The sequence below is a fragment of the Sphingobacterium sp. UBA6317 genome (assembly GCF_002440385.1).
GTDB classification, from domain to species: domain Bacteria; phylum Bacteroidota; class Bacteroidia; order Sphingobacteriales; family Sphingobacteriaceae; genus Sphingobacterium; species Sphingobacterium multivorum.
This window is the reverse complement of the sequence record NZ_DJTD01000013.1, coordinates 14,679-41,103: the sequence shown is the minus strand read 5'-3', so window position 1 is coordinate 41,103 and position 26,425 is coordinate 14,679. Positions and strand designations below refer to the sequence as shown.

The 26,425-nt window shown below is 38.9% G+C and carries 21 protein-coding genes; 4 read left to right on the top strand and 17 right to left on the bottom strand.

What is annotated here, in order from left to right; translation table 11 throughout:
- Positions 1-82: 82 nt before the first annotated feature.
- The 17 genes from B3E92_RS03420 to B3E92_RS03340 form a co-directional block, all read right to left on the bottom strand.
- Positions 83-1,453, bottom strand: coding sequence for an IPT/TIG domain-containing protein (locus B3E92_RS03420; RefSeq protein ID WP_182982993.1), 1,371 nt, complete (start codon positions 1,451-1,453; stop codon positions 83-85).
- Between the two features lie 30 nt (positions 1,454-1,483).
- Positions 1,484-1,840 (bottom strand): hypothetical protein, encoded by a 357-nt coding sequence (locus B3E92_RS03415; RefSeq protein WP_286774754.1) that lies wholly within the window; start codon positions 1,838-1,840, stop codon positions 1,484-1,486.
- A gap of 555 nt (positions 1,841-2,395) precedes the next feature.
- Positions 2,396-3,142, bottom strand: a complete 747-nt coding sequence (gene pstB, locus B3E92_RS03410; RefSeq protein WP_286774753.1) for a phosphate ABC transporter ATP-binding protein PstB — start codon at positions 3,140-3,142, stop codon at positions 2,396-2,398.
- Positions 3,132-3,989, bottom strand: a complete 858-nt coding sequence (pstA, locus tag B3E92_RS03405; protein ID WP_286774752.1) for a phosphate ABC transporter permease PstA — start codon at positions 3,987-3,989, stop codon at positions 3,132-3,134. Before pstA ends, pstB begins: the two co-directional genes overlap by 11 nt.
- The gene (gene pstC / locus B3E92_RS03400; protein WP_286774751.1) at positions 3,979-4,869 is read right to left on the bottom strand and encodes a phosphate ABC transporter permease subunit PstC; all 891 of its coding nucleotides are present in this window, start codon (positions 4,867-4,869) and stop codon (positions 3,979-3,981) included. Before pstC ends, pstA begins: the two co-directional genes overlap by 11 nt.
- A gap of 6 nt (positions 4,870-4,875) precedes the next feature.
- Positions 4,876-5,736, bottom strand: a complete 861-nt coding sequence (locus tag B3E92_RS03395) for a substrate-binding domain-containing protein (protein ID WP_236590824.1) — start codon at positions 5,734-5,736, stop codon at positions 4,876-4,878.
- A 259-nt stretch (positions 5,737-5,995) separates the two neighbouring features.
- Positions 5,996-6,895, bottom strand: coding sequence for a DUF6528 family protein (locus B3E92_RS03390; protein WP_286774750.1), 900 nt, complete (start codon positions 6,893-6,895; stop codon positions 5,996-5,998).
- Positions 6,877-8,634, bottom strand: coding sequence for a RagB/SusD family nutrient uptake outer membrane protein (locus B3E92_RS03385; protein WP_286774749.1), 1,758 nt, complete (start codon positions 8,632-8,634; stop codon positions 6,877-6,879). The genes B3E92_RS03390 and B3E92_RS03385 overlap by 19 nt, the downstream gene beginning before the upstream one ends.
- 13 nt (positions 8,635-8,647) lie before the next feature.
- A complete protein-coding gene (locus B3E92_RS03380; protein WP_286774748.1) occupies positions 8,648-12,184 on the bottom strand; it encodes a SusC/RagA family TonB-linked outer membrane protein in 3,537 nt (1,178 codons plus the stop codon).
- 116 nt (positions 12,185-12,300) lie between these two features.
- The gene (locus B3E92_RS03375; RefSeq protein WP_286774747.1) at positions 12,301-13,503 is read right to left on the bottom strand and encodes a FecR family protein; all 1,203 of its coding nucleotides are present in this window, start codon (positions 13,501-13,503) and stop codon (positions 12,301-12,303) included.
- 50 nt (positions 13,504-13,553) lie between these two features.
- On the bottom strand, positions 13,554-14,138 hold the full coding sequence (locus B3E92_RS03370; RefSeq protein ID WP_286774746.1) for an RNA polymerase sigma factor: 585 nt from the start codon (positions 14,136-14,138) through the stop codon (positions 13,554-13,556).
- A 399-nt stretch (positions 14,139-14,537) separates the two neighbouring features.
- On the bottom strand, positions 14,538-15,362 hold the full coding sequence (locus tag B3E92_RS03365) for a glycerophosphodiester phosphodiesterase family protein (RefSeq protein ID WP_286774745.1): 825 nt from the start codon (positions 15,360-15,362) through the stop codon (positions 14,538-14,540).
- Positions 15,363-15,422: 60 nt separating this feature from the next.
- Positions 15,423-16,361, bottom strand: coding sequence for a DUF6454 family protein (locus tag B3E92_RS03360; protein ID WP_286774744.1), 939 nt, complete (start codon positions 16,359-16,361; stop codon positions 15,423-15,425).
- Positions 16,362-16,364: 3 nt separating this feature from the next.
- Positions 16,365-18,167 carry a RagB/SusD family nutrient uptake outer membrane protein gene (locus B3E92_RS03355; protein ID WP_286774743.1) on the bottom strand — a complete coding sequence of 601 codons (1,803 nt, stop codon included), beginning with the start codon at positions 18,165-18,167 and terminating at the stop codon, positions 16,365-16,367.
- 32 nt (positions 18,168-18,199) lie between these two features.
- Positions 18,200-21,460 (bottom strand): SusC/RagA family TonB-linked outer membrane protein, encoded by a 3,261-nt coding sequence (locus B3E92_RS03350; RefSeq protein ID WP_286803576.1) that lies wholly within the window; start codon positions 21,458-21,460, stop codon positions 18,200-18,202.
- 316 nt (positions 21,461-21,776) lie between these two features.
- Positions 21,777-22,967 carry a FecR family protein gene (locus B3E92_RS03345; RefSeq protein WP_286774741.1) on the bottom strand — a complete coding sequence of 397 codons (1,191 nt, stop codon included), beginning with the start codon at positions 22,965-22,967 and terminating at the stop codon, positions 21,777-21,779.
- A gap of 48 nt (positions 22,968-23,015) precedes the next feature.
- Entirely contained in the window at positions 23,016-23,621 is a 606-nt protein-coding gene (locus B3E92_RS03340) for an RNA polymerase sigma factor (protein WP_286774740.1), read from the bottom strand.
- A 782-nt stretch (positions 23,622-24,403) separates the two neighbouring features.
- On the opposite strand from B3E92_RS03340, the gene B3E92_RS03335 reads away from it, so the two are divergent.
- From B3E92_RS03335 to B3E92_RS03320, 4 genes are all read left to right on the top strand, one after another.
- Positions 24,404-25,156 (top strand): hypothetical protein, encoded by a 753-nt coding sequence (locus tag B3E92_RS03335; protein WP_286895395.1) that lies wholly within the window; start codon positions 24,404-24,406, stop codon positions 25,154-25,156.
- A gap of 134 nt (positions 25,157-25,290) precedes the next feature.
- The gene (locus tag B3E92_RS03330; protein ID WP_286895394.1) at positions 25,291-25,563 is read left to right on the top strand and encodes a helix-turn-helix domain-containing protein; all 273 of its coding nucleotides are present in this window, start codon (positions 25,291-25,293) and stop codon (positions 25,561-25,563) included.
- Positions 25,556-25,873, top strand: a complete 318-nt coding sequence (locus B3E92_RS03325; RefSeq protein ID WP_286895393.1) for a hypothetical protein — start codon at positions 25,556-25,558, stop codon at positions 25,871-25,873. Before B3E92_RS03330 ends, B3E92_RS03325 begins: the two co-directional genes overlap by 8 nt.
- Entirely contained in the window at positions 25,866-26,420 is a 555-nt protein-coding gene (locus tag B3E92_RS03320; protein ID WP_286895392.1) for a BfmA/BtgA family mobilization protein, read from the top strand. The genes B3E92_RS03325 and B3E92_RS03320 overlap by 8 nt, the downstream gene beginning before the upstream one ends.
- Positions 26,421-26,425: the final 5 nt, after the last annotated feature.

Here is a 26,425-nt window from a genome sequence, read left to right as displayed (position 1 = left end):
AGGCGCTAGAACAGCTCTTGTTCAACAGCATCTAAATAGATTGCCTGTTAATAAATTGATCCTATAATTTTAACTATATCTCTTATTCTGTCTTAATTGTTCTGACACGCTTATTATCTTCTTCGGTAATGTAAAAGATCTTGCGCTCTTCATCATATGCAATACCATTCGGTTTATTGAAACGAGCTTCTTTTAGTAAATCACCGTCGATATAACCATTCTTACTACCATCCGGAGTAGGACTTCCCTTACCTGCAAAAGTCGTCACTTCACCGCGTGGGGTCACTTTTCGAATGCTATGATTATTGATATCGCAAACATAAAAATCGTATTCATCTTCCTGACCAGCATAATCCGGATTTCTCACAAAAACACCTTGACGCAGATAGCCAAATCGGGCCGAAGTACCTACCGCATCCACATCATCATTCGTACTCGTATACTGCCCTGCAAAAAGAATAGGGGTTTCAAGTTCTTTAGTCACCCAATTATACCTGCTCTTCCAAATGGCTCGTTGTATCATGAAATAGCAATAATTGCCCGATGGATGGAAAAAAATATTAGGTCCCACATTATTTCCACTTCCGGTTACCAGAAACAGTTCTTTCGAGGTTAACTCTTTTGTTACGGGATCTTGATAAGCCTTTTGTATACCACCGCCCCAATATGTATTAAAAAACATGACGTTATCAACCGGATGCTGTGCACAGTTGTAACTCGTACGATCGTAAATATATGGGTGTACACGACGGTAATTTTCCGAACGCAATGTATAGGCAATAGCGACCCGACTTTTATCGGATTTACCATTATCATCTACCAAATACAAAGTATCATTGTTAAAGCTTAAGGAGATAGTCTGTATTTTACTGAAATAAGCCTGACCATTGGTAATCAACGTCGAAACCATACGTTCGTTCAAATCAACTTTACGAACTGCAGCTGCTGCTTCGACAACAAACAAGTTATTTTCTTTAGGTTCATAAAGTATATAGCTCGGATTTCCAAAACGTGCTATATCAAATGAGCCATTTACAATGGACGAATTTCCTTTTTCATCTACTCCCCCAACAAGAGTACCCACTGTTTGCGTAGCTTTGTAGACAAAGGGATCACTAAATGTATGATCTGTACCCGCACCATTATCAATGCGTACTTTAACCTGTCCCGAACCGACCTGTGACGGCAACATACAATAAATCTGCTTACCATCACTGCCAATTACCGTGAGGGGATTTTCGCCAATCGAAACGTGGATCTTAGAAAGATCAGTACCAAAATTTTGCCCATAAATGAACAAACGGGTTCTCATTGCTCCAGTTTTGGGCGAATAGTCTGAAAATTCTACCTGTTTACCTGAGTCAAAAACTCCTGTATCTACGTCCTCTGTCTTACAGCTGTAAAATGTAGTTAAGCAGAGAAATAAAACTGCAAAACGTTTTAATAAATTCATGGTTTCATTAATTTAATTATATTGATAGTGTTATTTCGTTTTAAAAACGGGACCTTGTTGTTCGACAGTTCTGCCTATATTTCCTGCTATCGTAGAATTACTTTCAAGTACTTTACCCTTATAAAACCAACGGAAAATAGGTAAAAGATGAGTGCACAAGCCACCTCCATAATCGCTATTAATATCATAACCGTAAGAATAACAGCTTACATTATCATAAATAAATGGATTTAAAGGCACATTTTCGAATACATGGTTAATGTAAAAAGGAGGATCAGTTTTAGCTGCATACTTAAAAAAATTAAGCTTGGCTTGTGAGCGATTTGGCTCAAGAGCTTTGCATCCATTTACTAAATGATTCGATAACTTTTTCATAAACTTTTTCATAAAATTTTAGCTTTCCAAAGCTAACTAAAGAGATATTTCCGGGTATATCATATGGATTTTAAAATCAAAAAATCAAGAATAAAAAAAATATAAACCACTGAAAACAAATAAATTAAACTACAAAAAAATCAATTCAATCTAGATTTTAAATTCTATTTTTTAATCGAAGATTTATCAAAAACAGTTAGTAAAACGTCAATTTTGGTCAAAAGACATTTATGATTGATTGAGATAATGATAAATGTGAATATTCAATGATTTTTTTGAGTCTATCATTAGCATATCCTATTATATACCTTTTCTCATGCGCATTTTTTTCAATCTGATCTAGATTCAAAATCTTATCTGGAGATTACGATCATTGAGACTATGTGATTCCTGGGGGAATTGACCATTTTGAATGAAAGCATAAAAACTAAGAAAATTGAATTTTTGACTTCTCAGCGTAATATTCAATTAGTCAAAATTATCCGAATTGAATGGTCATCGATTTTCCAATCGGGATGGCCAATGGTTTCAAAATCTCTAATAATAAGTTTAGATCGCCGGATTAAACTAACCAAAATGCCCGCTGATATAATTACGAGTGGTTTCGTGTTGCGGATTGTTGAAAATCTGATGCGTATCTCCTTGTTCAATAATCTCTCCGAGATACATAAAGACCGTTTTGTCGGCGACACGTTGTGCTTGCTGCATATTGTGTGTGACGATAACAATGGTATATTTTTTTTTCAGATGGTGAATAAGTTCCTCTATCTTCAGGGTACTCACGGGATCCAATGCCGAGCAAGGTTCGTCCATCAAAATAATTTCGGGACGTAAGGCTACCGCTCTGGCGATGCAGAGCCGTTGTTGCTGCCCTCCAGAAAGCCGTGTGGCGGGTTTCTTCAGATCATCTTTTACCTCCTCCCAGATATAGGCTTCTTCCAACGCTTTTTGTACAGTTGCTTTGTCAGCAATCAGGTTGTTGATTTTGAGACCATAACTGATATTATCGTAGATACTTTTTGGGAAAGGATTGGCTTTTTGGAAGACCATGCCAACGCGTTTGCGTAGATCAGTTACCTCAACGTCTTTTTGATAGATTTCGTGACCGTCAAGCTTGATATGTCCTTCGATTTTAGCCTCTGGATAGAGATCGTGCATACGGTTAAAGCTCCGCAAAAGGGTACTCTTGCCACAACCTGATGGTCCGATCAGGGCTGTAACCTTATTTTCTTCGAATTCGATATTGATATTCTTCAACACCTGTTTGCTCCCGAACCATAGGTTGAGATGCTCAGCAACCAATTTACTTTTCATTATTTCTAAACTTATACCGAATATAGAAAGCTGTTAAATTCATGAGGAAGACCACAATGATCAGTACCAATGCTGTTCCATAGGCAATTGGTCTGACCTCTTCGATGGATTGATGCTGCGTAGACAGCATGTACAGATGATAGGGCAGTGCCATAAATTCTTGATTGAGATTGCCAAAGGAATTGGTGATATAAAATGCTGCACCTGTGAATAGTATTGGAGCTGTTTCTCCGGCAGCCCTGGAAAGTGTCAGAACGATGCCTGTAAGTATTCCGGGCAAAGACGCAGGAAGTACGACATCTTTGATCGACTCAAATTTAGTGGCGCCTACTGCCAATGCTGCCTCCCGCATACTCCTTGGGATACGCAGCAGAGCCTCTTCGGTTGTTGTAATAATATAAGGCAGAGAGAGCAGGCCCAAGGTGAGTCCGGCAGATAAAATTGATGTGCCAAAATTTAGGGTCTGCACAAATAATGCTAACCCAAACAGGCCGTAGATGATAGAGGGCACGCCGGATAAATTACGGATGGATGCACGGATGGTTCGGGTCAACCAGGTGTTTTCGGCATATTCGTTGAGGTAAATGGCACAACAGATTCCAAAGGGAATAGAGAATAGTGCTGTAATCAATGTCAGGAATACCGTGCCGATAATGGGTGTCAGAATACCACCTTGTGTCATGCCGTTGATCGGCAGTTTGGATACAAATTCCCAGGATAATACATGGGAACCTTTCGTAAAGATATCGTATAGGATCACGAATAAAAAAAAGCAGACAAGCCCTGTGGACAGGAGTAATGTCCCCCATTCGATGATCGGTGTCAGTTTTTTGAATTTATGCAGCATGGTATTTTCTAAAGCGGTTGATAAAATATTCACCAATCAGATTGGCCACCAATGTCATAAAGAACAAGACAATCGCTATGGCAAACAGGGCGTAGTAATGCGTAGTCTGATAAGGTACTTCTCCCATTTCAATAGCAATGGTTGCGGTAATAGTTTTAACCGAATCAAAAAATCCTTTTGGAAAGATTGCTGCATTGCCAGTAGCCATCAATACGGTCATTGTTTCGCCGATTGCTCTACCGAGTCCGAGCATGATTGCGGCAATAATTCCTGGTGCTGCTGCTGGAATCGTAATTTTGCGTAATGTCTGCCAACGGGATGCTCCAAGGCCATAACTTGCTTCACGGTAGGTTTGCGGTACAGCGTGTATGGCATCTTCAGAGATGGTGATGATGGTTGGAAGAGCCATGACCGCAAGTAATATTGCCCCATTTAAAGCATTGAGTCCGTTGGGCAGATTGTTTAGGTCCGCTATGCCAGGACCGACGAGTACAATGCCCAAAAAACCGATCACGACCGAAGGGATGGCTGCTAACATTTCTATCGTTGGTTTTAAAATTGCCTTGAGCTTGGGACTTGCATATTCAGAAATAAAAGCAGCGGTCCCCACACCAAGTGGAATGGCAATCAACATGGCACCCAAAGAGACAATCGACGTACTCACAATTAAAGGTAGAATACCGTAAGCGGGTTCTGTCGCTGTGGGGTCCCATTGGCTTCCTGTGATAAAATCCAGCGGTGAAACCTCCAGAAAGAAAGCAATAGCATTGTATAGCAACATAAAGAAAATACCGCCCAGAAGCGCAAGTACCAAATATCCTGTGGACTTGAATACGATTTTGGCGATCTTATCGATAGTTATTCGTTGTTTGTACTGCATGTTATTTTAGTGAATAAGGTAATAACCTGAGTTTTCGATGATCTTAGTCCCTTCACCCTTTGTCTCAAATTGAATAAATGAAAGCACTTTGCTCCATGATTTTTCGGGAATAAACTGATAGAGGGGGCGTTGAAAGAAGTATAACCTGTTTTTTATAGCTGTTGGGTCTAATGGGGATATGGCAATGGAATCCACGTTGTTTTTGATTTTCAATACCTTGATTCCATTGTTGTCTTGAATCTTCTTCGAAATATAACCAGCCCCGACATAACCGATACCAGACTTGTCAATTTTGATGGCTTCCAGAATTTGTGCGTTTCCGGTCATTTCCTTCGCCTTTTGACTATAGGCTATTTTTAGCTTTTTGCGAATAAATGAGTAAGTGCCGGAGCTGCTCTGCCTGCCGTATATGTTTATTGGAACATGCTGTCCGCTTACTGATTCCCAGTTTTCGACTTCACCACTCATGATTTTTGACAGTGTATTCACGTCCAGCTCCGTGATTGGGTTATCGCTGTGAACGACAAATGCAGTGGCATCTTCGGCAAAAACAACAGTCTTTAAAGGCATATTGTTCTTTTTGAAGAGCGCCAGTTCTTCTTCTGTCAGGGGACGTGATGAGTTGGCGATATCTGCTTGTCCATTTAATAGCGAAGTAATACCGAGTCCCGAGCCTCCGCCTGAAATGGCCATACTGAATGTAGGGTCCGTTTGGTTATATGCTTCGGCTAAATTAACGGCGAGATTGACCTCCGTATCTGAACCTTTCATTTTGATGGTGTGGTCGGTATTATCGCAAGACAGAAAAATGATATTAAGACCAAATAGGATTATAAAAACAAGGCGATATAAAATCATATTACTCATTATCACCAAAATAAAAAAATAAAAATGATCCTATGTTTACAAAATATTATCTTTTTATGAATATAAGATAGTATTTTGCTTACTATTTTTAAAAAAAAAAGATTTTTTTTACTATTAATCTCAAACCAAACATTATATTGATCAACTCAATATATCTGTTTTTGATACAACAGGTTTGTTTTCGACTTTAAAACAATATTAAAAACGAGACGATTTATATCTTTATTAACATATAAACCGTCCCGCTTATCCGTTATATTCAATTGCAAACACGGACTTTATAGAGTTTTAATGTCGGTATATATACTTTCTGATCAGGATTGGTTGAATAAATATTAAATGTCCACCAACTTTCTTCTGCTTTGGTATATATCAGACGGTTTGTCTTCGGATTCCAATTTACTGATTTTATATGATGTAGATCTGCTAAGGGCGAGAAGGGATCAAATTTCTGATCCTTTACAGAAAAAATAACTACACCATCTGTAAAGGAAATCAGTAGACGATCGTCATCAACCAATGAGAGATCATGTCCACCTTTTCCTGGGATTTTTATCTTATTGACGGGGGCCAAATTGTTGGAACTGGTTAACTCATACGTTCGCAGGTCGTCATAACCCAACACAAATAATTGTTGCAATTTGTTATTCCATACCACACCATGTCCTGAATAAAGGGAGTCCTTGTAAATGGGCTCCTCCATACGGTTCAGGCGATAGAGTTCCAGCGAATTTCCCTTTGGGTGGGTGGAATTTGCCACAGCCACCAAATTCCCGGGCAGTAGATCCGCTGAGTGAGCCATAGGTGTCCTCGCATAGAACTCAATTTTTTTATCAGCAATATTTAGTAAGCAAGTTGCTCCAGTCGATGAGGTAATTAAAATTTTCTTGTTCGCAAAAACTGGCTTGCATTCATCTATTGATTTAAAATAGTTAGCATATTCCTTCGGTATCTGATTGGCACTTTCCTTGAATTGCCATTTCCAGATCACGGCTGTGCTATCGGAGCTAATTGCAGGGTTAATGATAAGCACTTTATCATCTCCACAAGCGACCCAGTGTCCCTCCGGGATCTGAGTTAATTGTTGGCCCTTGACGGCATAAGGTAGTGTTATAATGAGCCATAACACCAAAGCGTGAATTATTTTACTAAGTTCCATCCTTCATTCTGTTTTAAATTCGTATTTAAGGTCAATTCTTCCAATGGGATAGGATTTAAATATTCCCATTGCTCAAATGGCTTGCGCGCGAGATTATAAGGCATGATACGCCCTGAATTAACATCACTTAGGCCATTTATATTTGATAATTTAAAATATTGTACACCAGTAATTCTGTTTGCAGGGGGATTGTCGCTCGGTCGCATGACATAAAGATCGAATTTACCATCGTTGTCAAGATCGATATATTCATTGTATCCTTTGATATAAATACCTTGATAATCTGATCGAAAGAGATGACCTTCGTTCCATCGGATTAGATCGTCTCTTCTAAAACCTTCAAATGCCAATTCAACGCGTCGTTCACGACATATTTCCAGTGTATTGGGATCTTGAGTTCGTTTATAGCGTGTCAGCTGGTTCTGATCAGTCTTTAACGGGAGTGACAACTTGCTTTCTATTCCTGCCCGTCGGCGTAAGGCATTGATCGTTACATCGAGGTCCTCCTGCGTTAGTTGTTGCAATATGGCACGTGCTTCGGCATAGTTTAAAAGAATTTCCGGATAGCGGATCAGAATGACATCTCTGCTATCACTTCCTTGATCTTCAATTGGTGCACCTACACGTTTTGTCACCTGATAGCCTGTTCTGTTTTCCGCAAAGTCATTGACAGCAACTGTTGTTGTACCGATTCGGATATAACCCGGATACACGATACTTTGTCGCAACCGGAGGTCCCTATCCTGAAATTCTTCAGCATAGGTCTTCTTGAATATTTCCCCATTGTTGCTTTGAAAATAAGAACTGCCATCAATTTTTGCATAATCAGCTATCAGTGAGAAGGTCGCCCCAAAGTTTCCATTCGAGGTGGAGGTGAACTCAGGGGTATAGTAGATAAAATTCTGCGTCGATGAACGGGCTAGGATAACTTCAGTGGTATTGGCTGCGGCCGCTTGAAAGAGTGCTGCATAATCTTTATCTACTGCCCCCGACGAATATAGACTGTATAATTTACTTTCTATTAGTATTTTTGAGGCTTTAATAGATTCTTCTAGCCAAACATTTGCGTTAGGCAATTTTGTATCCGTGTGATATTTCCGGTAGGTACCTTCAAACAGAGCTATCCTTGATTTTAAAGCAAGGGCAGTCCATTTTGTCATTCTATTTTTACTTTTTTCTTTCGGCAAGTATTCAATTGCAAAATTGAGGTCGCTTAAGACACTGTCCATGACGACTTGTCTTGAATCTCTGCCTTTATATAGTTCCTCTGTGTCGCTTGTTTTTAGAGGGGTCGAATACCAGGGAACATCGCCAAAGGTTTTGACTTTTTGAAAATAAAACTGCGCTCTAAATAGGCGTGCGATAGCTAGATACTTTCTTTTCAGTTCCTGATCCTCTGTGTAAGTATTGACGTTCTGGATAAAATAATTGATGTTTCTCAATTGTGACCAGCTCCATCCACCACTTCCCAGTGCGGTTGGCACTGTATAATTAGATGACCGCATGGCAGGAGGAGTAGTGATATGTTCCATGTTGTCGCTATACTTATCATCTTTGATGACATTGGGATCAAGGTTATTGTAAAAGCCATTGGCGAATGTTGCCAGCCCAGCATCTGTTTTGTATAATGAAAGGGACTCGGCAACCTGTGTATCAGGACGAAGGTCAAATTGTTTACTACAGGCCATAGTGACCAAAAGTAGTGTTGCGTATATCGAATAGTGGGTAATCTTTTTCATGGTTATTTACGAATTAAAAGCCGAGTTCAAGACCAAAGGAGAATGTTCGCTGAATAGGATAGGCAGTACCCATCCCTACACTGGCTGCATTTGCATCAGGATCTTTATCCAGACCTTCAGGATCCAAAGTATTGTGGAGCTTAGTCCATTCCATTAGATTGGTTGCGGCTAGATAGACACGTAGATTGTTTATTTTATTGTTGAAGGTTTTCTTGGGGAAAGTATAACCGATGATCAGATTACTCAATCTTAAGAAAGAGGCATTTTGGAGATAGCGGGTCTGTGCTACACCCAGGTCATTTTCTCCCAGTGCGATGTAACCCTGTGGTTTTGGAAAATATGCATTGGGATTATCTTCTGTCCATCGGTCTTTGACGACATGCTCCAGTAGCACCTGGTATTTACGGTTATAGGAACTCCAGAAATTTGCTGTTTCTGCACTGGGATAAATGTCTCTTTTTCCAATGCCCTTGAAAAATGCTGCCATATCAAAACCTTGGTATCGCATATTAAGGTTGATTCCATATTGATACCGGGGTGTTGAATTACCGATTATTCGATAATCACCAGAGTCATTCAGCGTCCAGGAACCTTTGCTGATTTCACCATCTTGGTTACTGTCTTCAAATTTGATGGTTCCTTTGGACGCAAATTGTTTGTAGCTGCTTGTCTTTAACAGTGCCGAGTTTTTTGCTTCCTCATCGCTCTGAAAGAATCCAAGTGTGTTCAATCCCCATATTTCTCCCATTTCCTTGCCAATATAAAGGTCTCCTAAGTAATTTGTCGGATTATAATAGTCTGTGATAAAAGCCCTGTAATCTGAGATGTTAAACCGTATACCATATTCGAAAGGATTTACCGATCCGATTCTATCGTTCCAGGCCAGACTTAATTCCCAGCCCCGATTGCGTAGGGAAGCAATATTTTCTTTTGGGACCGTAGCTCCGAATACCGATGGAAGCGAATGATAAGGGGCAAGCATATTATTGGTATTGCGTTGATACCAGTCCGCAACAAGCTCTAGCTTATTGTTAAAGAAATTGGCATCTAAACCTACGTCTACACTTTTACTCGTCTCCCAGGTAAAATTCTCCGACTTTGGCGCAGGTACTGATGTATAGGTATATTGTTCACCATCGAGTAGATAGGGAGATCTCGTCATGCTCATAATAGAGAGGTAGTCAAATGAGCCGATGTTCTGGTTGCCCAGTGAACCAAATGACCCACGCAACTTCAGGTTGTTTATTGTATTTTTCAGAGGCGCAAAGAAATCCTCTTCGGAAATACGCCAGCCTCCGGATATTGAGCCAAAGAATGCACCGCGGTTTTCCTTTCTAAATTTAGAAGTTGTGTTGTGCATGCCGTTGATCTCTAGGAGATATTTTTCATTAAAATTGTAATTCGCCCGTAGAAAAAAGCTTCTATTTGCATATTTGTCGTCATCATCACTTCCCTGAAATAGTCCTGTTGCAAGGTTGATCGCATGTTCATCCAGACCAACAATGGGATTTTGATGTTCAACCGTTTCATAGTGATAACGGTATGATTCGAAAGTCATACCTGAAGTAAGATCAATCTTATGTTTCCCAAATGCTTTCCGGTAATTGGCATAAGCGTTGACATTATAGAGATCACTCTGTGTATTACTTTTATAGACTTTTGGTGGGCCGGCGTCGGCATATGAAGCCAGAACGACATTTCTATTGTTAAATGAATGAGATAAATAAGGACCTGTATTGTCCCACCATCTGTTTCTGTACCATTGGTAATAAAGATAAGAGAAGTCCGCGTGCAGTTTTAATTCATCGTTCAGGAGGTTTGCATCAGTGCCTATTGAATTCAGAAAACTTTTGGTATTCAGACGGTCGTCTGACTGTTTTTCGATAAATTGCCGATAAAATCCAATATCAGTAGGTACAGCCTTACCATCCACCATCACTGTTTCAGGCATCAGTGGATTTGTATTGTCAATAAAGCGCCAAGGGTTAGAACTAAAACCATACAAGTAAGTGTTCGGCACATTATCGTTTCGAATCGTCAGTGAAGATTTTGTGAAAATGCTCACTTTGTCCGATACCGCAAATGTATTGTTGTTCCGTAGGTTATACCGATTGATCTGGTCCGGCTTAAATTTTAAGCTTCCCTCTTGTCTATTGTAGTCCCCGGAAAGGTAAAATTTCAATTTGTTGCCGCCGCCCCGAACACTGAGATTATGGTTCTGACTAGGGCTGTAATCTTTAAACCACTCATCGTAATAATTGATTACAGGGCCGCCCAGCAATAAAGTAGCTTTACCACCGATTGTTTTCAGATCATACTTTGGCAATGAAGGATCATTTGCCACGTCATAGGGATACTGGACTTGAGGTGATGTATAATAGGTCTGCCCAATATTTCCGTTGAACTCTTTCTCCTGAATTTCGAGATAGTCGATACCCGTATATACTTTTGGTATTTTGGTGGCTTTCCCCCACTTGAAGTTATTGTTGTAATTTACTTCCGTTTTACCTTCCTTACCTTCCTTTGTGGTCACAAGGATGACGCCATAGGCCGCGCGAGCACCATAGATGGCCGCCGAAGAGGCGTCTTTCAGAAAGGAAATATTATCTATGGTTTGTGGGCTAATGTTATTGAGCTCGAAAGATGAAATGGGAACCCCATCCAGTAATACCAATGGAGATCCACCGTTGATGGAAGTTGTTCCTCTAATATTGAATGATGCACCGCGGCCAGGTTTCCCATCACTGAAATTGATATTGAGACTAGGTACTTGACCCGCTAAAGACTCCCCAAGATTGGTCGCTTTAAATCGTTCAAGTCTATCAGAGGATATCTTATCTACCGCACCTGTGAGATTCGCTTTTTTCTGTTGGCCATAACCAACCACCACAACTTCATCTATGGCAGTTAATGCTGGTATGAGCTGGACTTTTATAGGTTTTTCTCCATCTATATACATTTCTTTCCGTTGAAATCCCAAAGCAGAAAATAGAAGGGTTACTTTGCTGTTGTTTACTTTAATCTCAAAATGTCCATTTTCATCTGAGACCGTTTGGTGACCGGTAGCTTTTTCAGTAACTGATACTCGTGAGAGCGGCATATTCTTATCATCAACAATAGTTCCGGATATCAGTTTTTCCTGTCGGATGTCTTCATTACGGGATAAAATAGTAGATGTTTGGGATTTAAGTGGAACAAGAATGATATTTTTATCCACCACATTGAAACCGATATTAAAATCAGCCAGTATTTTGTAAAGAGCTAAGTCTACTTTTTCGTTGGCGATATGGATATCAATTTTTTTTGAGGGAATCAACGCTGAATTATAGAGGATACTATAGCCGCTCTGTTTCTGGATCTCTTTTAGTATCACCTGAATTTTTACATTCTTTCTGTTTAAGGTGATACTCTGTCCAAACGAATTGGACCTAGCTTGCAATGAAGCCACAAATAAAAGTGGTAAGGCTAGTGACAATTTCATGGAAATTGATTTAACAGCATAGGCAGATCCCTTATCAAATAGGGGATTGAGCCGAAATTTTTTATACATTTGTAATCGGTTGTTTAAATTTTACAATGGGTTTAACTGCAATCGTTTGTCGCAAGACATTGGATCAGGGGCGGGACCAACGCTCCTGATTTCATGTAAAGCGATAGAGAATAAAACTACTTCATCACTATCACCCTCCTTTCCTTAACGTTGAAATGTACATCACCCGAAAGCTCCAGAAATTTCAGCAGTTTATCCAGGCGTTCAAATCGGGAGACTGTTCCTGAAAAACGAATACCGTTCAGATCCGTTTGATAGGTAATATCTACGTTGTACCATCTTCCAATTGATTCCATGACCTCATGTAATGGTGTGTTATCAAATGCAAATTGTCCTTGCTTCCAGGCGATGATATAAAATGGATCAACTTCGCTGATGTCCAATGTACTACCCTCGGCATTCATTTGCGCCATCTGATTTGGTTTCAGCAATAACGGAGCCTTGCTATTCTTTTTGCTCTTTAAGCTGATGCTACCTTCGACTAACGTGGTTTGAATACGTTTTGTATAGCTATTGACATTAAACTCAGTCCCCAGTACCTCAAGCTGCTGATTACCGGTATGGACAATGAACGGAATTCGTTTTCCTTCCAACTGTTGCTTACTGACTTTGAAGTAGGCCTCGCCATCAAGTTCTACTGTTCTTGCTTTCGTACCAAAAGATATGGGATATCTGAGTGTCGTCATGGCATTTAACCAGACCTGTGTCCCATCAGGCAGTATGAGGTGATATTCTCCCGCCCGAGGTGTTACGATTTTATTGTAGATTGGATCGCCGGAAGTTTTCGCTGCGTTTGCATTGATATAGGATATAGCACCGTCTTTTCCTTTCATGATTCTAATTTTTCCGACATGGACAATCTGTCCAACCTGAAGCGATTCAAGATCGATGGTATGACCATCTTCAAAGAAAATTTTAGCTTTTTCCTGACCGGGTTGAATTGGCGTCGATATTGTTTTTGAGGCTATTGTTTTGTTGTTCGAAGATTTTTTGTCCTGTGCGATGAAAAAATATAAACTAGCCAAGGTTATGAGAACAACGATAGATGCTGCAGTTCTAATAACAGGCCCGGACCAAAGTACACGTACTTTTTCTTCTTTTTTATCGCCCTGATCCCTGATAAATTGATCAAAACGACTTTTTGATGTGCGCGCTAAAAGATGGGGATCGCTATCTTCAGGTTCATTCCAGTAAGCGTCCAGTTCAGATTTTCCTGCAGGAGAGTCTAACAGTTTAGTGAGAAATTCCAATTCCTCTTTACTGCAATGACCTTGGTTAAACCGTTCTATTAGCCGTTTTAATTTAGCTTTATCTTCCATAATTAAGCGCTTCTAATTCAATACACGCTCGATCGGAGATATAGTACCAATCAAAATAACATTTTTATTAAAAAAAATATAAATAGCAGTTTCTGGAGCTTAAAACGAACAAATTTACTGGCCAAAGCGATGTGATTGCGCACTGTATTTCTTTTGAGACCATAATGGTCTGAAATTTCCTGATAGGATTGATTTTCAATTTTATTTTTGATGAAAATCAATTTTTGCTGCGTGGGGAGTTCTTCCAGTACATCCATAATAAGCTGTTGTATATCATGATTTTCCATTTGTTCCTGAAAACTGGTAGATATTTCTGTCCAATCCTTTCCAAGGCTTTCGAGATATTTCGCTTTTACTACCCGTTTTCGAAAAAAGGTGACTGAAAGGCGTTTGGATACAGTGAAAAGAAAAGGGAATATTGCCGCTGGTTCACCAATTGCAGTACGGTGCTGGTACAATCGGATAAATGTCTCCTGCACGATCTCTTCGGCATCTTCAAACTGATTGCAGAATCGGAGAACTTTCCTTAAAATTGCCTCTTGATAATGATTATAGACCTTTTTGAAAATAGCACAGTCACCCGCCTGAAATCTATCAAAATCATCAGAAGTCCATATGATGTCTTCAATTTTCATAGTAGCAAAATGGTCTATTTTTAAAATTCTAAAGTAAGGGTCTTAAGTTTACCTATTTATTAAACGAAAGTTACGATATCGTTATATCTTTCGTATCTTCTAAAGTGGTAAACCAAAACCCATTATGAGCCCCTTTATAAATAGAGACGAGTAGTTTCCGCACTTTTGGAAGCAATGATGGGATGTTGCAAGCTCTTTCTGTGTTCTTCCAGCTAATAAATATCCAAAGTTTAAGAAGATTTCAAAAATCGATCAATGGCTCACTGGTTCAACAGAGGTTTTAGCCGCAAGTCCTTGGTATTAGTATTGTTAGCTCCAAACTCTACTACTCCAAATCTGTCCACCGTTAATTTTATTGTTAGATGCTGACGCAAAGCTTTTTGCTGTAGGAAATTTATATTACTTATGAAGTTTATTTATACGAAGATGCCTTAATAGAATCTCAGGATAATCTGTCTGAATCATATTCGCCCCATGTTGATATAATTTGTGGAAATTCTCTGAATTCTCAAGTATTATCCTATCAATGTTCCAAAGACTATTAATGAATGTTCTACTCCCTGCTTTTTTTACAATAGAATTGACCAATTTGGTATTTATCTTATCATTGAGATGGATTATTTCAGGTTTTATTTGCTCCATAACCTTCAAGAGGGAGGTTTCATCTTTCGGTGCAAAAAGGATTTTTAAGTCATTATTTCGCCGTCTTAAAAACATAGCCTTATCTTCATCATCCAACAAAAAAAAACAGGCCGATGAAGATTTGGTAAGTTCGACCAACTCAATTACTGAAACAAAGTAAGGGGTTTTTATATCGAGATCAAATAGAATTCTATCTTTGAATTTCATTAAAATATCCTTCAACAGTGGGATATTATACGCAGAAACAGTTCCATCATTATTTTTCAGCTGTAAACCTTTTATCTCTTCCCAAGTATGTTCGGAAACTAATCCCTTTCCATTTGTAGTGCGATCTAATGTCTCATCATGCATCAGTATCATCATATTATCTTTAGTATGCCGCACATCAATTTCAACCATATCAACCCCTAGCTCAATTGCTTCTTTTATGGATGATATTGAATTTTCAGGAAATCGATTATGTGCCCCTCTGTGCGCCACTACTAATATTTCTGAAGAATGGTCTTCGATCGCTTTTTTAGATTGTCCATGGACATTCCCTATTAAAAATATGACGATTAATAATAAGATATAATTTTTCATGTTTTTATTTTTCTTTCCTAAGGAAAGGAAGAAACGAAATTCACGTTTCTTCCTTTATTGCTATAAGTTCTTTATCCGATAGGTGTAAAGTATAGAATGGTTATCATCAGGCACAAAATAGCAGTTGATTTCTCCATCAATCACTTCTGCACAAAAAGGATTTCCAGTCATTACCCGCCCCTTTTTACTCCAGAGTTCTATGGGTATTGAATATCTACTCGAATAGGTCTTGACGTCCAATAGTTGAAGTCCTCCGATGATGATCTTATCTTTTGTATTTGGTACTGCCTGAAAGCTATTTAAACCTGAACATAACATCAAACCTTGTCCAATATACTGGCCATCCTGATAATGAATGAAATGTTGATCATTTCTAGACACTGACGTTAAATCCCATTTATCTTCTCCATATACCTTTTTCCACTTATAAAACTGAACAGCATCCCAATTCATACCAATGAGTTCATTTTCGTCACGATTATAGATGATCGCACCAATAGCATCATCGACTATGAATACTTCTTGTGCAGCCATCGTAATCGGGTTTAGTCTATAGATCAAAGACCGACCAAAAGGACGATACTCACATACCGGAACCCAGATATTTTCACCGTCAAAATCTATCCCCCCTGGATGATACATGCTCCCATGACCAAGACTGACTTTAGAAATCAATTCCCCTTTCAGGTTAAACTTCATAATATATCCATTTCCAACGCCAACATCACGATCAAATTTACCCATTAACTTTTTATAGGCTTTTGGCCAACGATGAACATCCACCCCCGTCAAAAAAAAATAATCGCCTATTTTTGTAAGTCCCTGCGTATGATAAGTGTCAAATAATAAGGGAATAGAATCTTTCAATACCATGGCCGTTGTTGATTTTACACGCATCAAACTCTCAATATCCCTCTTTTGAAATAGCTGTCCATAAGAGGAAATGACAGACAATAGATTTATGACCGTGACAATCAGACCTAAGCAAATATTTTTCATTATTTAGTAACCTTCGTTTTGAGTGTATACGGCACCAGTATTGGCACTAATAATCGTTTCAGGGACCGGATAAATCCATTGGAAATCTTGAATATTAGGTCGACCGGCACTAAGATTGGGAAATTTCCAACCATATTTCTTCACGCGATTTACCAATACCGGATTTTCTTTACTTGACAATCGACTTAAAGTAACCAACCTAAATTCTTCACCGAATAACTCACGCATACGTTCATCCAAAATATAGTCCATATTCACTTCTGCAGGCTCCACGGCTCTAGCCTGTGAGCGTGACCGGACGATATTCAAATCTCGCGCAGCCAATTGCGTATTGCCCTGTTTCAGATAAGCTTCTGCCCGCAAAAAGTAGGTCTCGGGCAGTCTAAAAAGATAAATATCCGCGTCATAAAGTTTTGGATCTCCATTAATATGCTGGTCGGAAGAAAACTTCCATACCCTTGGATAAACGTGGTGGATCGTATCGGTTGCCGCAATAAGGTTCCCTTTCCCTTGTCTCCGTAAATCATTAAACACAGTGGCCCATAATTCACCACCTGCTTGTCGCATCTGACGTTGGATATTTACTTCGGCATTCCGAATATCTTCCTTTCCACTTCGATTCCAGATATCGTAGAAAAAATAGTTCGTTGGCCGATTCCTTGTGTTCCATTCAGCATAACCAGTAAGATCATTTCCATTTTCACTGGAAGATCCATTTGGAAAAGTAACTGCACCTTTACCAAATATATAGTTTCGATTTCCCTGAGCATCGGTCTCCATCCTGTTGAGGTAATACCAATTAGGTAAGAACTGCTGTTCCAGTAACAATCGGTTACTATTTTGCGACGAAGGAGCTCCCCCCGTCCCAGCAAGTGCTTTATTATAATCATATTGAACGACCCAAATCGCTTCCAAGTTACCTCCTTGATAATTAAAATTGCCAGCCCGGAACAGATCCCAATAGACGTTTTTTCCAGTTTCTGCCTGACGACTCCCGAAGCGTTCAGTCATCAATCGATAAGAACCATCTGTTCCATCAATGATCCGTGATGCTGCTTTGATAGCTTCAGCATAGTATTCTTTTTGATCAGAATGGTCCCCTAAACTAATATAGATCTCTGCTAATAGATGGTCAGCGGCGGCGCGGACAATCCTTCCAGATTCACTAGTCTTAATAGGAAGATATTTAACAGCAAATTCAAGATCATCCTTACATTGTTTCCAAACCTCCAATCTCGGGTGACGAATATAATCTGTCTTCGCTTCCTTTGCTACCTCAGTAATAATAGCCCAATCACCAAACATTCCCGCAAGGCATCGGTGAGCAAAAGCCCGAAAGAATATAGCCTCCGCCCTAAAGGTATTCTTTTGCTCATCACTAGTAAATTTAACAGTAGAGTTATCACAAGCTTCAATAATTGTATTTGAATAATTGATCATCTGGCTAAAATTATCTGCCCAATGTTGTGTAAAAGCATTCACAGATGTCATTTGTGACCAGTCACTTGTTATGTATGACTCATCCCCGACCCGTGCAAATCCATCAAGGCCACTACCCGTAAAAAGGTTATCGTACGCTGGTCCTCTTCCAAAGGACAAATACTGCATCCGGTTGTGAAGATAGCCTATTGCCATGTTTATCTGATCCGGCGTTTCATACGCTGTACCTGTCGTTAATTGGTAAACTTTTTCTTCTAAGAATTTTTCGTCATTACAGGACGATACGGCAAAGCTCCCTAAAAGAATAGAAAGTGATAATAAATTTCTTACTAACGATTTTGTCCCTACTTTAAATATTGTTGTCATAATCCTAATAACGTTTTATATGAATTGATCAATTAAAATGAAACAGCTGCTCCAAAAGAGAACGTCCTCAGCACCGGAAAACTCCAATTGTAGTTACTCCCCGGTTGGGCCGCAATAATGCCACCATCTTCCGGATCAAGCCCGTTCCATCTCGTTGCTGTGAATACATTGTTGGCACTTACATAAACTCTCATACGCTGGAGCTTTATTCTGGATAACGATTGGGGATCCACATTATATGAAAGACCAATATCTTTTAATTTGAGAAAACTTCGATCCCGCCAAAATTGATAGGAGTAACTATTCGACCAGTTAACACGAGGAAATTCATTATTTGGCTGTTCAATGGTATATGGAGTTACATCCCTAAGATGTGCATTTGAACTTACGCTCGTTGACAACATTGTTCCAAACTGATTCTTTCCTAAAAAATGTTGATCATTTCCGGCCATCCATTTAAAACTGAAATAAAGCGAGAAATTTTTGTACGTTAATGTATTATTTAAATCCATCGTAAATAATGGATCTCTATCCCCAAGATAATGTCTATCAGTCGCATTAATTTTACCATCGTTATTATAATCCAAAAACTTTACATCTCCTGGTTTTGCTCCATATTTTTCTATATATTCGGAATCATCCTGTTGTACAATACCCAACATTTTTAAATCCCAGACTGAATGGATAGATTTCCCTACAAGATAGGCGTCACCTCCGGGGGCTCCTCCAATATCATCAATAGGGTTTCCATTTTTGTCAAAAGTCCCATACAATTCAACTAGTTTATTCCGATTCAATGAAAACAAAAAACTTGGTTCCCAACGTAGAGCTGTCTTACCATCACCATCTAAAACCCTTCCAGAAAGGCTGAATTCAATCCCTTTGTTATCCACCCGACCTGCATTGGTCAATACGGTAGAATAGCCCGTAAGGATCGGAATGCTACGTGTTAGAAGCTGATTCGTTGTTTTAGATTTGTATATATCAAGTGACCCGCTTATCCTGTTGTTGATCAGCGCAAAATCAACCCCAAGGTTCTGAACTCCGGTCGTTGCCCAGGTCAGTTTTTTATTACCCATAGAAGTAGGATAAATATCTATCTGCGAATTCTCGCCATACACATTATAACTTGTAGCAACCTTTGATAATGTAGCATATGGACTTATACCTTGATTACCTGTTTCGCCATATGACAGTCTTAGTTTCAATAATTGAAGCCAATCTTTTTGTTTCAAGAATGACTCATTGGTTAAATTCCATCCAACTGAAGCACCGAGAAATGTACCGAATTTATTTCCCTCAGAAAATCCTGAAAAACCATCTCGTCTCCATGTACCTGTAAAGAAATAGCGATCAGAAAAATTGTAGGAAACACGCCCCATAGTACCCACATTTTGATAACGCTCTTGCGTTTTGGAGACGGTTTGTGATTTTGCTAAATGCAAACCGTCCCATAATAAGGTGACAGGCATTTCAAAACCCGACCCATTGGCTCTCAAAAGTTCATACTTATAAGTATCTCTGGTATATCCAAATAGAGCGTCAATATGGTGTCTACCAAATGTATTCGTATAAGAAAGAATACTATTCAATAACCATGTTGTTTTATCCGCTGTTTGAGCATATCCAGAGACATTCGCCAAATAAAGTTTATTGTAATTATCCATTCGCTCCGGAATCCGTGTATCTACCCAAAATCGAGGATCAAACATTTGGTTGTTGACTCCTCTATTTGAAGTACCATTAAGTGAAAAGGTATATTTCAAACCTTTAACCCATGGATTGGAGATTTCGAACCACCCTGTCCCATCAATTGTCCGGTCTCTAAGTTCGTTCGTTGCGTATGCTGGTCCGGGCCTCAGCGCACTACCTATCAAGGGACTTCCAGAAGCTCCAGCTGGGTGTGAAGGAATCCAGTTCTCATAACCCTCAGTGGGATTAGTAGTAAAACTGAAGGGGCTCATCCAGGTAGCTTCTTGCATTTTAGGGCGTAAACCTGAATTGTCTGCATCAAAATAATTCACCTTCGTACCAATCTTAATATAAGGATTAATTGTAACCTCGGTTTTACCCATGAACGTCTTTTTCTTATAGCGATCATTCATAATCACCCCTTTTTGGTCGAATATACCTGCAGACAAGTAATAATTTACAACTTTTGAATTACCTGACACACTGACATTATAATTTTGTACTGGAGCAAATTGAGTGATTTCGTCCAGCCAGTTGGTAAATATACCTTGTTCATAAGCCTTTTGTTCGGTTGCATTTAACACTCGAAACGCATCAAATTGAGCATCTTTTGGAATATCTCCCCTACCGACCAAAAAATCCCAGCGGTTCTTTAAAATTATATCTGCATCATCTTGCATAGCGGGCTTTCTTGACCAATCCTGAAATGCATAGGATGTATTTAAAGAGATTAACGGTTTCTCCGAATTTCCCTTTTTTGTTGTAATTAAAATTACACCATTTGCTGATCTTGATCCATAGATTGCTGCGGCACTAGCATCTTTCAGTACATCAATACTTGCTACATCCTGAAAATTAATTTCATTTATAGATCCATTAAAAATTATACCGTCTACGACCAATAGCGGTTTATTGAGTCCGGTTGCGTTCTTGTCTATCGAATTTTCACCTCGTATTGACATGCTACTTAATGGATCTTGTCCCGCCAAAGACTGAGGAGCCACTTGAATTCCCGGTACAGTACTAGAAAGTGCTAGTAGAGGATTCGCGAAAGGAAGATCGGCCATCGGACTGCCTTCTATTTTGACATTCTGAACAGAGCCTGTAACATCTCTTTTTCTTTGTGTTCCATACCCAATTACCACAACCTCATCTAACCCACTTACTTCGATATTAAGTGTGATATTTACAAAACTACCTGATGATAGGAAAACTATTTCTTTCTTATAACCTACATTGCTAATTAACAATCTGGTACTATTTTGACTAACCTTAATTCGAAATCTACCTTCATCATCTGTTCTCACTTGATTATGTTGTTTTTCAAATTCACTTACATTAGCCCCCACAATTGGGACACCTTTTTGATCCTTTACAATTCCCGAGATCTCGCGCACTTGAACTTCCCCAAAAAAGTTCGAGTTCTTTTTTTCAGAAATAATTACATTTGATCCCTTAATCTTGTATGCCAGATTTTGGCCCTTGACTATTTCGTCTAGTGCTGTCTCCAATGAGACATTGCTTAATTGCACATAAACAGGCTTGGAGTTTTTTAAAGCCTTGCTATTATATAGAAAATCATATCCTGTCTTCTTTTTCACTTCAAGCATTACCGCTCGAAGGTTCCCTCCGTTAACATGAAGCGATAGAGATTGTGCTGAAACATTTGCTAGAACATTAAATGTTGATAACAAAATCAAAAGAAAAGCCAATTTCATAAGTACACACAGGCGAATTATATATCCCCATTTCGGGTAATATGGTTTATTATTTTTTTTATACATTTGTTTGTTGCTATAATAAAAATTCCGAATCAATGAATTATTTGTTAAGACCAACACTTTTTTGCCAAGAACGATTGCCCCTGTTCTTGGCTCTTTTTATTGGTCTGCTCGTTAATGATATTACACCGTTATTCTATAAGACCATAAGCCTCCTTCCTTTAATTTCAAACTTTATATCACTTACTTCTTCTAGCCGATCTAATACGTCGCGTAAAGAGTTACTCTGTTGAAACGTTCCCGTTATTTTCTCTTCTGAATTCTTAACAATGTTGATTTCTTCAATGTTATACCATCGTCCTAATTGCTCAAGAATATCTGTAATTTTTGCATCATTAAAACTAAAGTATCCATCTTTCCAACTGGTTACATCACTCAGATCGACTCCTTTATTTAACATACTAAAGCCATTTTCATTTGTTGAATACTGATCCCCTGGTTTTAATATTACATTACTCTTTGGAGTTATCAACCGGATCGCTCCCTGAATCAAACTCGTTGTTGTCGTAACCTCATCTGAATATGCCCTGACATTAAATTTTGTACCAAGAACTTTAATCTTGGCCTGTTGGGTTTCTACATAGAAAGGTCTATCCATAGCATGCGCAATTTCAAAATATGCCTCGCCAATTAACTTGACATTCCTAGATTCTTTTTTGAAGACAATCGGATATTCCAGAGAAGCTCCGCTATTGAGAAATACGGTTGATCCATCAGCTAATAAAAGCTTACTTTTATATCCTTTAGGGCTAGAAAATATGATAGTTTCTCTGGTTAAACTAGAAAGATATTTCTCATTAGAATTTTGTTGAACTTTGTAAAGAATAGTTCCATTTTCCTCCTTAATGAGCGATACATCGATCGATTTATCGTTTAACAATAAATTTCCACCCAGATAGGTAATCCGACCATCTGGCAACCTGAGCGAAGGTAAGCTATCTTCTGGAAGCAATATATCTCTTGCTTCAGGATGAACAACTGAAGCTACATGAGTTTGACTTATATGTGATGACCTATAATAGTTAAAGGTTATAATTCCTAGTATAATAAAGACAGCAAATATTCCAGCTATTCGTAAGAAATACCGATGTCTTTGAAACAGCAACTGAAGTGGAGTATTTCGCTTCCGACTTAACGATTCAATGGTGTCCCTTTTGATTTTTTTTGCTTGTATTTGAAAATCAACATCGGACACATCTATATTACTTAACTTATCTAAGGATTGATACCAATTTAACACCTTCATTTCTTCCTCAGGTGTGCAATCCCCATGTAGATATTTTCTTAATAAAGCCTTTGCCTGACTTTGTGTATTGTTCTTTTCCATTCACCTGTATAACCAATAAAAAGTGACACAGGTACTGTTAAGAAATTATTATGAAATAGTATTATTAATATGAATTGTAAAACTTATCAGAAGTAAGGTAGAATAATGGTTTCGACGAATTACAAAACGGAGATGTTTTAAGGCCGAAGTCAAATTATTCTTCACTGTCTGTTCGGATAAAGACAACGTTAAAGCAATATCTTTTACACTTAAACACTCTTCCCTACTCAGATAGAATATTGTCTTCATCGTTTCTGGCATTTTGTCAACAGCTTGATATAAAATCTGCTTTAATTCCTCTGCTATCATATCTTCTTCGATAGAAGAAGTGTATGAAATCTTGTAGCTTTGTGCTAGGAGCTGTTCGTTAACAACCATACGATTATTTTTTATCATTCGGTTTATAACCTCATATTTCGCCGCTTTAAAAAGATATGGATAAAGTGAATCTTCTGCCGTATAAATATCTCGGCGTTTATTCCATAGGGATAAAAATATATCCTGTACAATTTCCGCAGCATCTGTGACAGAGTTCAACCTCCTTGAAACATGTCGAACCAATATCTCCGTATATCTATCCATCAGACACGAAAAAGCACTCTGGTCATCTTTCTGAAGTAGGAAGAGTAATTCTTGGTCAGACATCTGTTTCATACCACAAAACTAATCAAAGAATCATATCACAGTTTATTAAATTTATATTAAGGATAATATCTCATCCACCTGTAGTTTTACAGTAGTGTATTTCTATTCGAAAAACCAGAGTAGACCAACCGAATAATCCGGAGAGGCTTGTCATTTTAGCTTGCATATATAAAGGGCTTATATAGTTAGTGTGACTGGAACAACAAAATCTGCCATTTCTGGTATAATTGCAACGCTTGAGACGAAATTCGATATTACTGAGGAATTGACCTTAGCGATTAGAGGAGGAACACTTGGAGATATTTTATAGGAAATCTTTCTGTTACATGTGTGGTGATGTCCTATAATAGGACGATACAATAGAGCAAGCAGAAGTTGGGCAGAGCCCTACTTTTCTTGCCCCATTCGCCAGAAATGGGGTTGTGAGTATCCTCCGGGGATACTCTATAGCCTCTACAATATCCTAAAGCACATTTTTGGTATACTGAGCAGTATACTTTAAGTCATATTCGATTCCTTAACAATAGGCTGGATATATAATAGGCTATATATCTAGCCTAGCAGTTATCTAGACAGCTAAATATAAATATGGAAGAGTTAATAAGAGAAATTGCATAAAAAACTCCTGTCAGTCATTGGAAGACTGAAACAGGAGCTTCATTATAAACCTAAATATGAAAAAATTTGCTAAAGAATATAAAGTGCTTTAGCATCCTTTGTTCCTTTAATATACAAAAAAATGAAAACGTTAGGAGGATCTGCCAAAAATATTTTTTCATTAAATTAGGGCTATGGCATTACATTACTTTAAACCCAGAACAGCCTTTGATTTCAGTCCCCATCCTTATGAACTTGGAAATATCCTTGGGCTCAAAAATGGATATGAGGACAACCACTTTCTGTTAAAGATCTATGGTCTAGAGGAAGGGGCTTTTAGTGACTATTACCGGTACCATCTGAAATTTTATCTCTCTGGCGGCAACCGCTCAGAAAAAGAGTTCTTTTCCCACGTATGGCATATTGTTTCTGGCAGGATAGCTTATTTTGTGGGACAGGATCCTTTTTCCTCCAAACATGCGCTCCATGTCTCCAATACCAGAAAACTGAATGAATTTCTGGCCTTTTTAGTTCCATTGGACAAATGGAATATCCGGCCAAATGACATGCTTATAAAAGAGAAAGACGAAGAGATCGCTAGATTACGGTCAGAGCTAGAGATATTACGGACCAAACTGTCCGATCTGGATAAATATGAGGTCTCTGTAAGGCCGATGATACAGGACGAACACCTTCCTACATTTATAGACCTGTTGCAGCAGATGAAAAACTTAACTCTTCCCAATGGGAGAAAACTACTGGTCAGTGACCACGAAAGTCCCTATTATAAAATGGTCTCAAAATATTTTGTCTATAATGGCAAAGATATACCGGTCAATACCGTCCGAAACTATTTTGTACAGAAAGATCCGAAAGATTCCATGAAAGGAGTCAAAATTCCGGAAGAAAAGAAACTGTTCGAGATTATTCCCAAAAATCAGGGTTAACGTCAGTCCTGTTTGATTCCTGAACATGACCAGCGCTGTCCGGTGGTCATCCAAACTCCTTTTCCAGTACCCAATTTTGTAGCATTGGCCCTGCATATAGCTGGGGCCCATATTATTCACAAAATTGGTTTATTATGCTACTAGACATCCTGACAAAAGAAGACCTGTCGCAGTTCAAGAAAGACCTGCTCGAAGAAATCAGACAGATCCTAACAAAAGAAAAAACTGACGAAGACAGAGAATGGCTCCGCAGCCGTGAGGTAAGAAAGAAACTGAAAATATCCCCGGGTACACTACAGAACCTGCGGATCACAGGTACCCTCCCATTCAAGAAAATCGGTGGCAGTATGTATTATCGCACTAGCGATGTGGATAAGATGATGGAAGGAGGAGAAGGTAATGGCTAATAATATACATGACCAGAGCTTTGGCGTCTATTTTGAATATATCGCAAAAGATAACAGACTCTTGCCATCACATATCGGACTTGTCATGGCTCTTCTTTATTTTCAGCAGCAGGATAATTTCAATGATCCTTTTCATACCAGTCGCAGGAAACTGATGCATTTTTCGCGCATACGTTCCATCGCTACCTATCATAAATGCCTTTCCGAGCTTGTCCGGTATGGTTATCTGGAGTATACACCGTCATGGCATCCTACTAGAGCGAGCAGATTCAGGTTTATCTTGAACAACAATCCCTGTAGCAATGGCTAGATCCGATGAAAACACAAGGTCCGTCCGCTTCCCAATAGAAGTGGACGGCAGGCTCGAACACCTTTCCCTCAAACTCGGAAGGACAAAACGCCTGCTGGTGGTGCAGATGGTCGATTATTTCTACAGAAGTAAGAAGGATCCGGCCGATCTGAACGACGAGGTACTGAAAAAAGAACTTTCCAGTGGAATAAGCCGTATACTTTCCTTTATCAGAAAGCAGGAAACCGACCTGTTGGTTCCGGTCTATTCCATGCTCGACGAGCTAACTGCCATCAATAAACAGCAATCAGGCACATTAGAAATGGTTACGGATGAACAGCAGCAATCGTCAAAATTTCTGAAAGCAAATACGGAATATCTCGGGAGTCTCGATAAAGTCCTTAAGAAATTACTTTTGGGGATCGCAGAAAGGCAGGAGTTAAAAGATAGTTTCAGAAGGATCCTTGAACATTACATAAGTCAGCGGGAAACGCTGGGCTGGCCGGTTTCTTCCGCCAGAAAGGAGGAGTTGGCCAAACAGGTCAGGGAAGCACTGGATAAACTTTAGTTATT

Coding starts and splice junctions, on each gene's coding strand:
- B3E92_RS03330 (WP_286895394.1), top strand. CDS start 25,291: ATGCTACTAGACATCCTGACAAAAGAAGACCTGTCGCAGTTCAAGAAA.
- B3E92_RS03325 (WP_286895393.1), top strand. CDS start 25,556: ATGGCTAATAATATACATGACCAGAGCTTTGGCGTCTATTTTGAATAT.
- pstC (WP_286774751.1), bottom strand. CDS start 4,869: ATGCAGTACAAACAACGAATAACTATCGATAAGATCGCCAAAATCGTA.
- B3E92_RS03385 (WP_286774749.1), bottom strand. CDS start 8,634: ATGAAAAAGATTACCCACTATTCGATATACGCAACACTACTTTTGGTC.
- B3E92_RS03390 (WP_286774750.1), bottom strand. CDS start 6,895: ATGGAACTTAGTAAAATAATTCACGCTTTGGTGTTATGGCTCATTATA.
- pstB (WP_286774753.1), bottom strand. CDS start 3,142: ATGAAAAGTAAATTGGTTGCTGAGCATCTCAACCTATGGTTCGGGAGC.
- pstA (WP_286774752.1), bottom strand. CDS start 3,989: ATGCTGCATAAATTCAAAAAACTGACACCGATCATCGAATGGGGGACA.
- B3E92_RS03365 (WP_286774745.1), bottom strand. CDS start 15,362: ATGAAAAATTATATCTTATTATTAATCGTCATATTTTTAATAGGGAAT.
- B3E92_RS03320 (WP_286895392.1), top strand. CDS start 25,866: ATGGCTAGATCCGATGAAAACACAAGGTCCGTCCGCTTCCCAATAGAA.
- B3E92_RS03420 (WP_182982993.1), bottom strand. CDS start 1,453: ATGAATTTATTAAAACGTTTTGCAGTTTTATTTCTCTGCTTAACTACA.
- B3E92_RS03340 (WP_286774740.1), bottom strand. CDS start 23,621: ATGAAACAGATGTCTGACCAAGAATTACTCTTCCTACTTCAGAAAGAT.
- B3E92_RS03360 (WP_286774744.1), bottom strand. CDS start 16,361: ATGAAAAATATTTGCTTAGGTCTGATTGTCACGGTCATAAATCTATTG.
- B3E92_RS03380 (WP_286774748.1), bottom strand. CDS start 12,184: ATGTATAAAAAATTTCGGCTCAATCCCCTATTTGATAAGGGATCTGCC.
- B3E92_RS03335 (WP_286895395.1), top strand. CDS start 24,404: ATGGCATTACATTACTTTAAACCCAGAACAGCCTTTGATTTCAGTCCC.
- B3E92_RS03370 (WP_286774746.1), bottom strand. CDS start 14,138: ATGAAAATTGAAGACATCATATGGACTTCTGATGATTTTGATAGATTT.
- B3E92_RS03345 (WP_286774741.1), bottom strand. CDS start 22,967: ATGGAAAAGAACAATACACAAAGTCAGGCAAAGGCTTTATTAAGAAAA.
- B3E92_RS03415 (WP_286774754.1), bottom strand. CDS start 1,840: ATGAAAAAGTTTATGAAAAAGTTATCGAATCATTTAGTAAATGGATGC.
- B3E92_RS03395 (WP_236590824.1), bottom strand. CDS start 5,736: ATGAGTAATATGATTTTATATCGCCTTGTTTTTATAATCCTATTTGGT.
- B3E92_RS03355 (WP_286774743.1), bottom strand. CDS start 18,167: ATGACAACAATATTTAAAGTAGGGACAAAATCGTTAGTAAGAAATTTA.
- B3E92_RS03375 (WP_286774747.1), bottom strand. CDS start 13,503: ATGGAAGATAAAGCTAAATTAAAACGGCTAATAGAACGGTTTAACCAA.